The 13692-nt window shown below is 67.5% G+C and carries 18 protein-coding genes; 8 read left to right on the top strand and 10 right to left on the bottom strand.

All coding sequences use genetic code 11. From position 1 onward, the window contains the following. Positions 1-43: 43 nt before the first annotated feature. The 5 genes from OMW55_RS04005 to OMW55_RS03985 all read right to left on the bottom strand — a co-directional run bounded on the left by OMW55_RS04005 (position 44) and on the right by OMW55_RS03985 (position 4020). Positions 44-496, bottom strand: coding sequence for an EF-hand domain-containing protein (locus OMW55_RS04005; RefSeq protein WP_264881006.1), 453 nt, complete (start codon positions 494-496; stop codon positions 44-46). 59 nt (positions 497-555) lie between these two features. Beyond that, on the bottom strand, positions 556-1068 hold the full coding sequence (locus OMW55_RS04000) for a hypothetical protein (protein ID WP_264881004.1): 513 nt from the start codon (positions 1066-1068) through the stop codon (positions 556-558). A gap of 82 nt (positions 1069-1150) precedes the next feature. Next, positions 1151-2596 (bottom strand): pyruvate dehydrogenase complex E1 component subunit beta, encoded by a 1446-nt coding sequence (locus OMW55_RS03995; RefSeq protein WP_264881002.1) that lies wholly within the window; start codon positions 2594-2596, stop codon positions 1151-1153. Further along, positions 2596-3648, bottom strand: a complete 1053-nt coding sequence (pdhA, locus tag OMW55_RS03990) for a pyruvate dehydrogenase (acetyl-transferring) E1 component subunit alpha (RefSeq protein WP_264881000.1) — start codon at positions 3646-3648, stop codon at positions 2596-2598. Before pdhA ends, OMW55_RS03995 begins: the two co-directional genes overlap by 1 nt. Positions 3649-3732: 84 nt before the next feature. Continuing rightward, positions 3733-4020, bottom strand: coding sequence for an FtsB family cell division protein (locus OMW55_RS03985; protein WP_264880999.1), 288 nt, complete (start codon positions 4018-4020; stop codon positions 3733-3735). 326 nt (positions 4021-4346) lie between these two features. Between OMW55_RS03985 and OMW55_RS03980 the strand changes: the two genes are divergently transcribed. Then, positions 4347-4799, top strand: coding sequence for an Lrp/AsnC family transcriptional regulator (locus tag OMW55_RS03980; protein WP_264880997.1), 453 nt, complete (start codon positions 4347-4349; stop codon positions 4797-4799). Between the two features lie 27 nt (positions 4800-4826). On the opposite strand, the gene OMW55_RS03975 is transcribed toward OMW55_RS03980, so the two are convergent. Continuing rightward, positions 4827-5318, bottom strand: coding sequence for a hypothetical protein (locus OMW55_RS03975; RefSeq protein WP_264880995.1), 492 nt, complete (start codon positions 5316-5318; stop codon positions 4827-4829). A gap of 347 nt (positions 5319-5665) precedes the next feature. Between OMW55_RS03975 and OMW55_RS03970 the strand changes: the two genes are divergently transcribed. Together OMW55_RS03970 and OMW55_RS03965 are read left to right on the top strand one after the other, a co-directional pair. Then, a complete protein-coding gene (locus tag OMW55_RS03970; RefSeq protein WP_264880993.1) occupies positions 5666-6970 on the top strand; it encodes a L,D-transpeptidase family protein in 1305 nt (434 codons plus the stop codon). A gap of 40 nt (positions 6971-7010) precedes the next feature. Beyond that, a complete protein-coding gene (locus OMW55_RS03965; protein ID WP_264880991.1) occupies positions 7011-7589 on the top strand; it encodes a DUF922 domain-containing Zn-dependent protease in 579 nt (192 codons plus the stop codon). Here the strand turns inward: OMW55_RS03965 and OMW55_RS03960 are convergent. Continuing rightward, positions 7570-8616: a winged helix-turn-helix domain-containing protein gene (locus OMW55_RS03960; protein ID WP_264880989.1), complete on the bottom strand. Its 1047-nt coding sequence runs from the start codon at positions 8614-8616 to the stop codon at positions 7570-7572. The two genes, OMW55_RS03965 and OMW55_RS03960, sit on opposite strands and share 20 nt — an antisense overlap. A 26-nt stretch (positions 8617-8642) precedes the next feature. Beyond that, entirely contained in the window at positions 8643-9950 is a 1308-nt protein-coding gene (eno, locus tag OMW55_RS03955; protein ID WP_264880988.1) for a phosphopyruvate hydratase, read from the bottom strand. A gap of 153 nt (positions 9951-10103) precedes the next feature. Here eno and OMW55_RS03950 point away from each other — a divergent pair, with 153 nt between their 5' ends. From OMW55_RS03950 to OMW55_RS03930, 5 genes are all read left to right on the top strand, one after another. Continuing rightward, complete coding sequence (locus OMW55_RS03950) at positions 10104-10979, top strand: hypothetical protein (RefSeq protein ID WP_264880987.1); 876 nt, start codon at positions 10104-10106, stop codon at positions 10977-10979. A 5-nt stretch (positions 10980-10984) separates the two neighbouring features. Then, the gene (locus OMW55_RS03945) at positions 10985-11338 is read left to right on the top strand and encodes a phage holin family protein (protein ID WP_264880986.1); all 354 of its coding nucleotides are present in this window, start codon (positions 10985-10987) and stop codon (positions 11336-11338) included. Then, positions 11335-11682: a hypothetical protein gene (locus OMW55_RS03940; RefSeq protein WP_264880985.1), complete on the top strand. Its 348-nt coding sequence runs from the start codon at positions 11335-11337 to the stop codon at positions 11680-11682. Before OMW55_RS03945 ends, OMW55_RS03940 begins: the two co-directional genes overlap by 4 nt. Further along, entirely contained in the window at positions 11683-12072 is a 390-nt protein-coding gene (locus OMW55_RS03935; RefSeq protein ID WP_264880983.1) for a hypothetical protein, read from the top strand. Positions 12073-12199: 127 nt separating this feature from the next. After that, positions 12200-12421, top strand: a complete 222-nt coding sequence (locus OMW55_RS03930) for a DUF4170 domain-containing protein (protein WP_264880981.1) — start codon at positions 12200-12202, stop codon at positions 12419-12421. Positions 12422-12433: 12 nt separating this feature from the next. Here OMW55_RS03930 and OMW55_RS03925 read toward each other — a convergent pair whose 3' ends face one another. After that, a complete protein-coding gene (locus OMW55_RS03925) occupies positions 12434-13051 on the bottom strand; it encodes a rhomboid family intramembrane serine protease (RefSeq protein WP_264880979.1) in 618 nt (205 codons plus the stop codon). A gap of 82 nt (positions 13052-13133) precedes the next feature. Next, positions 13134-13607, bottom strand: a complete 474-nt coding sequence (gene greA, locus OMW55_RS03920; protein ID WP_264880978.1) for a transcription elongation factor GreA — start codon at positions 13605-13607, stop codon at positions 13134-13136. Between the last annotated feature and the right edge of the window lie 85 nt (positions 13608-13692).

The raw sequence follows: 13692 nt of genomic DNA, 5'->3' as shown, positions 1-13692 counted from the left end.
TATCCTTCGGGAACGCACCCGTGGGCGGGCCCCCGACGAATAATCATCCGCAGGCGCAAGTGTTCCGGCGCTTGGGCGGCGGCGGCGCGGTGGTGGCGTACTCGGCCGCCGTCAGCCAGCCCGAATGATCGCCATCGGCGCCGTTGAACTTGTCCAGCGTCTTCACCGCCCATTCGTCGAAGCTCAGCGTGCCGTTGCCGTTCTTGTCGAGCTTGGCGAAGGCCTTGCGGCGCGGTGCGAAGATCTCCTCGGCCTCGATCCGCCCATCCCTGTTCTTGTCCGCGCGGCTGAACCGGCGCTGCTCACGCGACTTCGGGCTGGCCTCCGGTGCTCGCAGCAGCGGCGCGCTGGCTAGCAACGGCGATACGGGCACCGCAGTGTCGGGGGATGGCGCATCGACCGCGGCCTTTGGTTCGGCGGCCCTCCCCTGCCACAGCAGGAAGGCACCGGTCATCATCAGGAAACAAGCCGCTACTCCGGCGAAAAAACGTCCCATGGACTTCTTTCAAGCTACGGATTCGGCGGCGAAACGAATGGCTTGGCGCTGGTGTGTTGTCAACGCCCAGTCATGCGGTGTTTCAGCAACACCCACGCGCGTGCCGGCGTCGCCTCCGGCTCCGGCTCACCGGCTCGTGCATCGCGGTTCGCCAGTACTGCCAGCGCGGTGAGCGGGCGCAGCCGCCTTGCGGAGATCGAAAGCTCCGCCGCAGCCGGCATTGGCCGCCCGAACTTGCGCGCGAGATCGGCGGCCGCCCACAGCCGTCCGGCCGGGCCAAGCCCCGCCCCTTTGTCGCCCAGCAGCCGCGCCGCCAGACTGAACAGGAGCACGCCGCGGGCCTGTAGGCGGCCCTCGTCCGGAGCCTCTTCCAGCAACGCCGCCCAACAATCTTCCAACGCGGCCAACGCGGACCCGCTCACCCCGCGCGGCAACAGCTCCCTCGCTGCGGCCCGCAAGCGCGGTTCGGCCGGTGCGGCTTCATGGTCGAGCTTCTCCAGGCTGTCGCGCCACCAGGCGAGCTTGATCGCCGCCAGCATCGGCTCGCGCGCGGTGCCGACCACCTCGGCCATCGCATCGTCGATCGCGAACAGGGCGTCGAACGCCGGCCGCAGCTCGGGCGGCCAGTGCAGCCGAACGAGCTCGCGATCAGTGTCAGCGATAGCAGACCGCCTTAGTCGCCTGCACCACGTCGTCGGCCTTGATCAGTGCCAGCTTCTCCAGGTTGGCGGCATAAGGCAGCGGCACGTCCGCGTCCGTTACCCGCATCACTGGCGCATCGAGGTCGTCGAACCCTTCCTCCATGCAGATCGCCATGATCTCGGACGAGATGGAGCAGGTCGGCCAGCCTTCTTCGACCACCACCATCCGGTTGGTCTTGGCCAGCGAAGTCAGCACGGCCTGCCGGTCGAGCGGGCGCAGCGTGCGCAGGTCGATCACCTCGGCGTCGATGCCCTGCCCGGCCAGTGTCTCGGCCGCTTCCAGCGCCACGCCGACCCCGATCGAGTAGCTGACGATCGTCACGTCCTTGCCTTCGCGCATGACCCGGGCCTTGCCGATCGGCAGCACCCAGTCGTCCACCTGCGGCACGTCGAAGTGATGGCCGTAGAGCAGCTCGTTCTCCAGGAAAACGACCGGGTCCTCCGACCGGATCGCGGCCTTGAGGAGCCCCTTGGCGTCGGCAGCGTCATAAGGCGCGATCACCACCAGCCCCGGCACGCTGGCATACCACGGCCCGTAGTTCTGGCTGTGCTGTGCGGCCACGCGGCTGGCCGCGCCGTTGGGGCCGCGAAACACGATCGGGCAGCGCATCTGGCCGCCCGACATGTAGTTGGTCTTGGCCGCCGAGTTGATGATGTGGTCGATCGCCTGCATGGCGAAGTTGAACGTCATGAACTCGATGATCGGACGCAGGCCGCCCATCGCCGCGCCCGAGCCCAGGCCCGCGAAACCGTATTCGGTGATCGGCGTGTCGACGACCCGCTTGGGTCCGAACTCGTCGAGCAGGCCCTGCGTCACCTTGTAGGCGCCCTGGTACTGCGCGACCTCCTCGCCCATCACGAACACGCGCTCGTCGCGGCGCATTTCCTCGGCCATGGCGTCGCGCAGCGCCTCGCGCACGGTGACGTTCTGCGTTGCCGTCCCGGCCGGCACCTGCGGATCGGTCCGCGTCTGCGCGGCGGCCGCGGTCAGCTGCTGCGCCCCGCTCTCCGGCTGTTGCTGCTGCTTCGGCAGTTCCACGCCCGTGACCTGCGTCTGCTGGTCGGACGGGGTCGGCGGAGCGGCCTCGCCCGGCGCACCGGCCGGGCTCGCGGCTTCCGTCGTATCCGCCGGCGCCGCACCGGGAGCAGCGCTCTCGCCCTCACCGTTCATCAGCGCGATGGCGGTGCCGACCTTCACTCCGTCCGTGCCCTCGGCGACCAGGATCTTGGAAATCGTCCCCTCGTCCACCGCCTCATATTCCATGGTGGCCTTGTCGGTCTCGATCTCGGCCAGGATGTCGCCCGATTTCACGGCGTCGCCTTCCTTGACCAGCCACTTGGCCAGCGTCCCTTCCTCCATGGTCGGGGACAGCGCCGGCATCTTCAGTTCGACAGCCATCAGTAGCGCTCCACCAGCACGTCGGTCGCCAGCTCGGCCGCTTCGGGCTCCGGCGCGTCCTCGGCGAACTTGGCTGCCTGCACCACGATGTCCTTGATCTCCTTGTCGATGGCTTTCAGCTCGTCCTCCGCAACCCCCATCGCCTGCAGCTCCTTGCCGGCGCGGTCGATCGGGTCCTGGTTCTCGCGGTAGCTCTGCACTTCCTCGCGCGTCCGGTACTTGGCCGGATCGCTCATCGAGTGGCCGCGATAGCGATAGGTCTTGAGCTCAAGGATGATCGGGCCCTTGCCGCTCCTGGTCCATTCCAGCGCCTCCTGCGCCGCGCCGCGCACGGCCAGCACGTCCATCCCGTCGACCTGGATGCCTGGGATACGGAAGCTCTCGCCGCGCTTGTAGAAGTCCGGCTCCGACGCCGACCGATCCACGCTAGTGCCCATCGCATAATGGTTGTTCTCGATCGCGTAGACGATCGGCAGCTTCCACAGCTCGGCCATGTTGAAGCTCTCGTACACCTGGCCCTGGTTGGCCGCGCCATCGCCGAAGTAGGTCAGGCACACGCCCCCGTCCTCGCTGTATTGGTGCTTGAACGCCAAGCCCGTGCCCAGGCTGACCTGCGCGCCGACGATGCCGTGTCCGCCGTAGAAGCCATGCTCCACGCTGAACATGTGCATGGACCCGCCCTTGCCCTTGCTGATGCCGGCCGCCCGGCCCGTCAGCTCGGCCATGATCACCTCGGGGTCGATGCCGTAGGCCAGCATGTGGCCATGGTCGCGATAGCCGGTGATGACGCTGTCCTTGCCGACCGTCATCGCGCTCTGCAGCCCCACGGCCACTGCTTCCTGGCCGATGTACAGGTGGCAGAAGCCGCCGATCAGCCCCAGTCCGTACAGCTGGCCGGCCCGCTCCTCGAAGCGGCGGATCAGCAGCATCTGCTTGTAGAAGTCGAGCAACTCCTCCTTGCTCGCCTCATAGCGCTTGGGTTCTTGCGGACGCTCGCGATTGGGCGTCAGGGGGACGGCCGGCTGAGCGGCCTGCTTCGCGGAACGCGCCACTTGAAAACCTCGGGTTGGTCAGGATCGGGCGCGACCTATAGGAGCGCCGCCGCTGCCCCGCAAATCTCTAATCGCGGGAGCGGCCTAGTCCTCGAGTGGAACGATTACCTCGTCCGGCCGCACCAGCCCCAGCTGCGAGCGGACCAGCTCGTCGGCCATGTCCGGATCGGCCTTCCGCGGGTCGAGCAGCGCCGAGCGGTGCCGCAGCTCTTCACGCTGCGCTTCGAGCTGGCCGAGCTCGCCCTGCCGGGTCTTCAGGTCACGGGCATAGCCGCCGAGCGCCAGCAGGCCGTTCGGACCCGCCACCGCGTGTCCGGCGAAGGTGCCAATGATGACGAGCGCCAAGGCCGGCAACGCCGCGCGCCGCACCATCGTCCCAGCTTTTTGTGCCGCCCCACCCATATTGATACAGAATCAGATGCTTGGAGTCTTGGCAAGGCCTTCGCTCCGGCTGCGCAACAACGGATGCAAAAAAAGACCCCGGCAAGTTGCCCTGCCGGGGTCAGTTCCAAAGGGTGTTCATCGACGAGAATTGGAAAATTCTTGCGTGCTCCGCCAGGATCTCGCGTCGCCGGTGAACGCGGCTCATCTACTCAGCCTTTGCGATGCAGCAAAGAGGGGTGACGCAAATAGCATTGATCCAGCCCGCACCGCACGCCAATGTGCAACTTTCTTCCAATTCGAGGAACAAGCGAAGCATGGACCGGACCGACTCGCGCATCCTGGCCCTGCTCCAGGCGGACGCCGACCGGCCGGTGGCAGAGATCGCGTCGGAGGTCGGCCTTTCGCCAACTCCGTGCTGGCGCCGCATCCAGAAGCTCAAGGCCGCCGGCGTGATCGAGCGCACGGTTGCGCTGGTCGACCCGCAGTCGGTCGGCTTCGGCCTCCACGTGTTCGTCGGGATCGAGGCGCGGGACCACAGCCCGGACTGGCTGGCGCAGTTCACCGACACGGTTTCGCCCATGCCCGAAGTCATGGAGATTTTCCGCATGGCTGGCGAGATGGACTACCTTCTCCGCGTCGCGGTCCGCGACATGGCGCACTTCGACGACTTCTACCGCCGCCTGATCGCCGCCGTGCCGTTGAAGAACGTCACCAGCAACTTCGCCATGGAGCGGGTGAAGTTCACCACGGCCTATCCAAGCGGCTAACGACCGCACTGGGTGGGTTCCGGACATTCAGCGACGGCTGAAAGCGACCGTCACGTTGGCCACGAAAGCCGGTTGGGACACGGCTGCAAACCAACCGTCATCAAAGGTCGGGAGCCTCTCTAGGTGGCCGATGAGGGCATCCCATCCGCCGAGTTCCTCATGGAACGTCCACACCTGCTCACCGACCAGCACGTCAACGCAGATTAGGTCCGTAGTGAGTTCGTCCCGCTTGTAGAAGGTCACCTTGGCGATTTCGCTAAGCGGAAGCTGGGCGAGCAGATTTCCATCGATGACAGACATGGAGGGGAGTTTGGCTGCGCCTCCTGATGTCCGCAATGGGTGGAAAGCGGATTTCAGCGGCGCTTCGTGGGTTGCTTTGTAAGAAAGTGATTCAGGATGAGTAGGTAAGCTTGATCGTCGAGCAGCCCCGTGGAACTGCCAATCACCGTCGGCTTGCCGCATCGCGGGCAGATAGCCGTCCACCGCTTCACCCTGTTTTGCTTCTCCGGCGAGTTCCATTCGTCTCGCCAGTTGGCGATCTCCTTAGTGTCGAACTTCGCGCAGCAGGACAGGCAGCCTGCGTATTTGCTTCCCTCAACTTCCTGCCGGTTGCCGGTAGAGTGGCGAGCAGCCTCAGCTACTGCTTCCGCTTCGCTCTTCTGTTTCATGGCACCGAAGGTCGCTGAAGTCCCTAATGTCCGCAATGGGTCGTAAGCGGACACAAGCCACTTAGCTTCTTGAAGATCGATGCGGCAGCGAACCGAACCGCGATCCGCGCGTTCAGGCTCGCGACATGGCCGATTTGCCAATAGGTTCACCATATCTGTTCACAACGGGAGCGCGCGGCTCGGGCGGCGCGATGATGCGTGCAGGCTAAGATCACTTATGCGTTCGGCGTCGCGGCGCTGCTGGCCACCACTCCGCTCGTAGCGGCCGAACCGCGGGGCGACGAGCCGGTCGCGGTGCCCCGCGCGATCAAGCAGGGCATCGACTTCGTCTATGTCGATCCGCAGATGAGCACGGTGGCGCGCCGCAAGCAGCGGCCGCAGAACTGGCTGTCGCGCATCTTCAATCCCGCGAGCGCCCGCCGCAACGCGCCCAACCCGGTCTTCTTCGACCTGGCCCGCGGCTTGCAGCAGTATCAGGCGACCTGGGGCCGCCTGCCGCAGGTCTCCATCCCGTCGGGCGCAGCACTGAAGCCCGGCGCCACCGGCAACCGCGTGCGCCTGCTCCGCACCCGCCTCGGCCTAACCCCGATCGGCAGCTATGACGCGGGCGTCAGCCAGGCGGTCGCGACCTTCCAGCGGGTGCACGGCCTCGGCAACCCTGACGGCGTTGCCGGCAAGGCGACGATCGCGGCGCTCAACCGCGGCTCCAGCTATTATGCGCGCCGCATCGCCATCAACATGGAGCGGGCGTACCGCCTGCCGACCACCGGCACCTTCAACCGTTACGTGGTAGTCGACAGCGGCGCCGCGCAGCTGACCCTGTTCGACCGCGACCGCCCGGTCGACGGCATGCGCGCGGTGGTTGGTTCGACCAAGACCAAGACGCCGATGATGGCCGTGCTGATGCGCAACGCCAAGGCCAATCCCTATTGGCACGTGCCGCCCGAGCTGATCCGCAGCCTGACCGCCAAGAAGGTCAAGGAACAGGGCCTGACCTATTTCCGCGACTTCCACTACGAGGTGCTGTCCGATTGGGGTCCTAACCCGCAGCCGGTGGATCCCAAGACGATCAACTGGCGCGCGGTCGCGACCAAGGGCACGAACGTCATGGTCCGGCAGAAGCCCGGACCGTGGAATTCGATGGGTGCCATGAAGTTCGAGATGCCGAACGACTTCGGCATCTACCTCCACGACAGCCCGCACAAGGAGCTGTTCGCGGCTGACGAGCGTCACCTATCGAACGGCTGCGTCCGGTTGGAAGACTATCAGCGCTTCGCCTCGTGGGTGTTCGGCGCGCCGCCGCCGGTCACCGGCCAGCCCGAACAGGTCCTGCCGCTGCCGCGCGCGGTGCCGATCTACATGACCTACCTGACCGTTCAGGCGGACGCGAACGGAGTCGTGTTCCGGCCCGATCCGTACGGCTTCGACGCGCTGGCCATGCCGCAGATGTTCGGCCCGGCCAGCATCGCTGCTAACGATGCCGGGGAACCTCGCCGCGGCTGAGGTCATTAGCCCTGCGCACACGACAAGGATTGCCGTCCCCATGATGACCCTGCTTGCGCTCGCCGCTTTCGCCCAGGCCCAGCCCGCGCCCTCCGTCGCCGGGTCCGGCCTCGCGTCCATTCCGGGCGTGACCATCCGCACCTACGACGTGCGCGGCAAGACCATCCGCGAGATTCTTCAGTCGCTGACCGCCGCTGCGCCGATGAATCAGTCAACCGGCCGCCCGGTCCCGGCGACCTCCGGCTGGTCGATCAAGGTCGGCACGCAGGTCACTCGCACCGGATCCAAGTGCGCCATCACCGCTGTCACCACCAATTTCACGGGTGAAGCGACGCTGCCGCACTTGGTCCCCGACCCGGCCACGCCGCCGGCGGTGCTGGCCAACTGGAACAGCTACCTGGCGCAGCTCGACGCTCGCCATGCCGAGCAGCTGCGCTACGCCTACGACCATCGCGCCGAGGTCGAGCAGGCCGTGCGCGCCAGCAGCTGCGACAACTGGCAGCCTGCTGCGAACGCCGCGATCGACCGGCTGCGCCAGCAGGCCAGCGCCGCCCGCAGCACCGATCCCGCGGCGCAGCCCCAGCTGCGCGACGTCGTGGTCACGCCACCCAAGAAGTAGGCGCTCGGTCCAGCCGGCGCTCCGCCAAGGCAAGGGCGCCGGCGATACACGCGCCGAACAGCATGCCTTCCAAGGTGCCGGTGACGGTTGTCGCCGTCGATCCGAAGCCCTGCTCGCCCATCATCCGGCCGAACCCGTCGAGCGACAGGCGTGAACCGGGCATCTGCGTGCCGAGCAATGCCAGGCTGCCCCCCATCAGCCGCCCACCAAGGAGGCCGACCGCCAGCCCGGCCCCGCCGCCCGTCAACGCGCCCAGTGCCGCCGAGCGGCGGATGCTTGCGGCTCTCGCCAGATAGACACCCAGACCCACGCCGCACCCCAGCAGCGCGCCTTCGAACGCCCCGGTGATCGCGCCGGGCGAGCGGCCAACCAGCAGGGTGAAGGCGTCCAGGCCCAGCAGTTTCACCACCGCCCCAACCACCAGGCCGCCGAGCGCGGCGCCGACCACCGTACCCGCGCCGCGCCCGCCCAGCCGGCGCTCGCCAAGCGCCAAGCCCAGACTGACGCCCGCCGCGCCGACCAGCGCCACAACGGCGGTCACCACCGAGATGACCAGCAGCACCGACAAGGTGCCCATGCCCGCCTCGCGCGGCTCGCCTGCCGCGGCCAACCCGTAAACCAGCCCGCCGATCGCGCCCGCCGCCGTCCCGCCCAGCGTTCCCGCCAGCGCCGTCCGGCCGAATGCCGACCACCGCTCCGACGCGGGCGCACCGGCTTCGCCGCCCTGCTCGACCGCCGCGATGAACCGATAGCCGTGCTTGGGCACCGTCTCGATGAACCGCGGCCGCGCCGCCTCGTCGCCCAGCACCCGCCGAAGCGTCCGGACGCACTGGGTCAGCGCTTCGTCCGTCACCGGCACGCCGCGCCACACCTCGGCCATGAACCGATCCTTGGTGACCAGCTTGCCCGGCTCGCTCACCAGCAGGCTAAGCGCATCGAGGTAGCGCCCGCTCAGTTCGACCGGCGCCCCGTCGCGGCGCAACTGGCGCTCAGCGGGACTCAGCTGGAAACAGTCGAAGCGGTACATGGGCGCGAAGCTAGCGCCCAATTGGCTCAGCCGCGATAGGCCTTGAGTGCCGCGCAGCCGGCGTAGCGCGCGGTCATGCCCAGCTCTTCCTCGATCCGCAGCAGCTGGTTGTACTTGGCCGTCCGGTCCGAGCGGGCCAGGCTGCCCGTCTTGATCTGCCCGCAGTCGAGCGCAACGGCGAGGTCGGCGATGGTCGAGTCTTCCGTCTCGCCCGACCGGTGGCTCATCACCGCCGTATAGCCGCTCTGCTGCGCCATGCGCACGGCCGCGATGGTCTCGGTCAGCGAGCCGATCTGGTTGACCTTGATCAGGATCGAATTGGCGATGCCGTCAGCGATCCCCTGGCCCAGCCGCTTGACGTTGGTCACGAACAGGTCGTCGCCGACCAGCTGGACGCGGTCGCCGACCTGATCGGTCAGCGCCTTCCACCCGGCCATGTCGTCCTCGCCCATGCCGTCCTCGATGGAGGCGATCGGGTAATCGCGGCACAGCTCGGCCAGGAACGCCGCCATCTCGTCCGACGACAGGTTGCGCGCATCGCCGCCCGAGCGGCCTTCCTTCTGCCCGAGCCGATACTGGCCGTCGCTGAAGAACTCGGTCGCCGCGCAGTCGAGCGCGATCAGCACGTCGCTGCCAAGGGAATAGCCGGCCGCAGCGGTCGCCTCGCCGATGAAGTCCAGCGCCTGGCGAGGCGACTCGATCGCCGGGGCAAACCCGCCCTCGTCACCGACCGCGGTCGACAGACCGGCGCCGTGCAGCTTGCTCTTCAACGCGTGGAAGATCTCCGCCCCGCAACGCAGCCCTTCGGCAAAGCTGTCCGCGCCGACCGGCATGATCATGAATTCCTGAAAGTCGATCGGGTTGTCGGCATGGGCGCCGCCATTGAGGATATTCATCATCGGCACCGGCAGCAGGCTGGCCGACACCCCGCCGACGTAGCGGTACAGCGGCAGGCCGCGCGCATCCGCCGCCGCCTTGGCCACCGCCAGGCTGACGCCCAGGATCGCGTTGGCGCCCAACTGGCTCTTGTTGTCCGTCCCATCGAGGTGGAGCAGTTCGGCGTCGACCTCCTCCTGGTCTTCCGCTTCCATGCCGACGATCGCCTCCGCGATGTCGCCATTCACCGCTTCCACCGCCTTGCTCACGCCCTTGCCGCCCCAGCGGCTCTTGTCGCCGTCACGCAGCTCCACCGCTTCATGCGCGCCAGTCGACGCGCCCGACGGCACCGCTGCCCGGCCCAGGCTGCCGTCCTCCAGCGTGACGTCGACCTCCACCGTCGGGTTGCCGCGGCTGTCGAGGATCTGGCGAGCATGGACGTCGATGATTGCGGTCATGGAACGATTTTCTCCGCTGGAGGAATGGAGTAGATGTGCGCGCCTGTATCGGTGCGTCGCGGCGGCGGCAACATTCGCCGCCCGTATCGGAACGGGCGTCTCGCTCCCGGGTTCTTTGGGCTGAAACCAACAACTCGTAGCAGGGAGAGCCACATGGCCAGCACGAACAATGGGTTGCCGGAAGGCACCGACGCCGTGATCGAAGGCGGCGGAACGGGCGGCAGCGGCGGCACCGCCGGCCGCAGCGGCACCGTCAACCAGGGCGGCAGCCCGTCCACCGCTACCAACTCAACCGGCGGCCGGACCAGCATGACCGCAGGCGACACGGGCACCGACAGCCTGATCACCGGCCAGACCACAGATCAGGGCCGCAGCCTGGGCGGCGGCTCCGGCGGCTCGGGCTCCGGTGGCGGAGACACGACCGGCAGCGGCGGCGGCAGCGACGGCAGCAACAAGTCCGGCATCCGCGGCATTATCTCGACTGCTGGCACCAAGGCCAAGGACGAGGCGACCAGCCGCGCGCGCGGCTTCGTCGGCCAGGGCCTGACCAGCAGCTCGGCGACCCTCGGCAATGTCGCCGGAATCATCGAGGACACGGTGGAGCAGATCGGCGAGCGGCTCGGGCCGCAGTACGCCGACTACGCCCGCACCGCGAGCCAGACCATCCAGCGTTATGCCACCACGCTCGAGAACAAGGATCCGGACGAGCTGGTCGACGACGTCCGCGGCATCGTCCGCAAGAGCCCGAGCGTGGCTCTTGGTGCGGCGGCGATCATCGGCTTCGGCCTCGCCCGCCTGCTGCGCGCCGGCATCTCGGAAAGCGCCTCGGGCAGCACCGGCACGTCGAGCGACAGCTCGTCCATGCGCAGCACCGGCGGCAGCTCGTCGGCAGGCAGCACCGGTGGCAGCTCGACCAGCGTTAGCACGGGCGCCAGCTCGTTGACCGGCGCCACCAGCGGCGGCGCGTCGACCGGCACCACGGGCGGTACTGGCGGCTCGCTTGCCGGCAGAACCCAGCCGAAGGCGTAGCGGCCATGCTCAAGCCCGCAACGCCGCCGAACGGCGGTGAGGAAAGCATCGGCGACCTGGTTCACCGGCTGGTGAACGACGGCAAGGCCTACGCCCAGGCCGAGGTCGCCTATGTGAAGACGCTCGGCACGGAAAAGGCCGCGCAGCTGAAGATGCCGGTCATCTACGGCGTCGCGGCCCTGCTCTTCGCCCATGCGGCTTTTCTCGCCGTCTGTGCGCTCATCTGGGTCGCTTTGGCGCAGGTGATGAACGACGCGCTTGCGGGCCTCTTGACCGTGGTGATCCTGGGCGCCGTCGCCGGCGTGCTCGGCTACCTCGCCTACTCCGGCATCGCCAAGATGAAGGAGAGCGGCAAGTGACCGACGCACACCAGGTTCGGATCGCCCAGGCCCGGGGCGAGGCCGATGCGGCCAAGGCCCGGCTGATGGGCACCGTCGAGGAAGCCAAGGCGCGGCTCGCGCCCAAGACCCTCGCCGGCCACGCCGTCCAGGCCGCCAAGGACAAGAGCATCGTGGTGGCGGACGACACCGTCACCGCCGTCAAGGAAAAGCCCGCGATGGTCGCCGGAATTGCCGGCGCCACCGCCCTGCTGATCGCCCGCAAGCCGCTGTTCCGCGGCCTGGCGCGGTGGTGGCGGGGTAACGAGGACACATACGAAACCAATGGCCGGCGCACCCGCGCCTACGCCGAGGAGGACAGGTAAATGGCCAAGCGTAACCAGACCGAGAACTTCGACTCGAAGACCGACTACAAGGCCACCGACTACAGCAGCAGCAGCAGCAGCAGCAGCAGCGGCCGCTTCGCCAACCTCGGCTCGTCCGCTTCGGGCCAGATCGACAACTCGCCGCTGATCGCCCTTGGCGCCGGCGCGGCGCTTGGTGCGGTGCTCGGCGCCGTGCTCCCAACCAGCAGCAAGGAGCGCGAATTGCTCCAGCCGCTCGGCAGCAAGCTCAACACCGCCAGCAGCGGCGCGATCGAGCGCGGCCGTGAGATGGCCAAGCAGCGCTTCGACGAAATGGCCGGCGACAAGGTTCGCGAGTTCTTCGGCGCCAGCGGCAGCAGCAGCTCGTCGTCGGGCAGCTCCAACAGCTGACTGAACGCCCGCTTGTTCTGAGCGGACCAAAGCGAAGTCGAAGGGCATGTTTCCAGGCCCTTCGACTTCAGCCGGCTCGGAACGAGCGTTCCCTTTCCCCGGCCCTCCTGCTATCGGCGCCGCCATCATGAGCAAGCTCCACCTCGTATTCGGCGGCCGCGTGAAGGATCCGCAGGGCCTCGACTTTACCGATCTCAAGGCAATCGACATCGTCGGCATCTATGAAAACTATGCCGATGCTGAGGACGCCTGGCGCGCCAGCGCCCAGCGTACGGTCGACGATGCCGAGATGAAGTATGTCGTGGTGCACCTGCACCGCCTGCTCGAACCGGACGTCCAGCAGGCCTAGCCCGTCAGGGCGTCATGCCCGCCGGTACCGCCACAACAGCAACGGCCGTTGCAACAGCAGCCCGGTGACGAAGCCCCCGACATGCGCCGGCGTCGCCAGCAGCATGCCATTGGTTCCGGCCGTGAACCCGACCGCGATCTGCAGCACGGTCCACGCCGCCGCCAGCCACAGGATGTGCACGAACCGGTTGAGCCGTGGGCTTGAGCTGATCCGTTTCACCCTGCCGAAACTCAGGGCATAGGCGCCGACCACGCCGCTGATCGCTCCGCTGGCCCCGATCACCGGCACGATGCTGGCCGGATCCACGCTCCACTGCGCCAACGCCGACGTGACCGCACTCACCAAGTAGATGACGACCAGCCCCGCCGGTCCCAGCACCCGCTCCACGGCAACGCCGGTCAGCAGCAGCATGACTATGTTGAGGAACAGGTGCAGCATGCCGCCGTGCACCAAAGTACAGCTGAACATCGTCAGCAGCGCCGCGGGGCTCCAGTCGGCCGACAGCCGCGCGGGAATGAACCCCATCTGCCCCGCCGCGAGGCCTTCCAGCCCACCAACCGTAATGATCAGCGAGACCAGCACCGTTATCGCCGCAATGGCGACGGTCGGCGAACGCAGGTACGAGGTCATCGCCCGACCACCGCTCGTCCCGCACTAAACGCAGCGAAGTCGAGGGGCGGACCGCACGGTACGCCCTTGAGGAGGCTCACCCTCAAACGAACTCGATCCGCTCGATCTCGTAATAGCGATCGCCCGACGGGGTGGTCACCTCCACCTCCTCGCCGACCTGCCGCCCGATCAGCGCGCGGCCCAGCGGCGAGTTGTAGCTGATCCGCCCGACCTTGGCGTCCGCCTCCTGCTGGCCGACCAGCTGATAGCGGACCGGCTTGTCATCCTCGTCCTTCAGGCTGACGGTGGCGCCGAACACGACCTTGTCGCCGGATAGCGTGGTCGGGTCGATCACCAGCGCACGCGCCAGCCGGTCCTCGATGTCGGCGATATGCGCCTCGATCTGGCCCTGCCGTTCCTTGGCCGCGTGATATTCGGCGTTCTCGCTGAGGTCGCCGTGCGCCCGCGCCTCCTCGATGGCGTCGACCACCTCCGGCCGCTCGGTCTTGAGGCGCTTCAGCTCCTCTTCGAGCTGCCGGTAGCCTTCGGCCAGCATCGGCACCTTGTCGCTCGCCATCGCGCTTTTCCGTCCTTCTGTTCTCAATCAAATCCGCCCGCCGCGCCGACCGTCACCGGTAGCGCCCATGCGAGCGGGTTCATGG

It is taken from the genome of Sphingomonas arvum, from assembly GCF_026013565.1.
Lineage (GTDB): Bacteria > Pseudomonadota > Alphaproteobacteria > Sphingomonadales > Sphingomonadaceae > Sphingomicrobium > Sphingomicrobium arvum.
The sequence above is the reverse complement of the archived record's forward strand: the minus strand, read 5'-3'. Positions and strand labels throughout refer to the sequence as shown.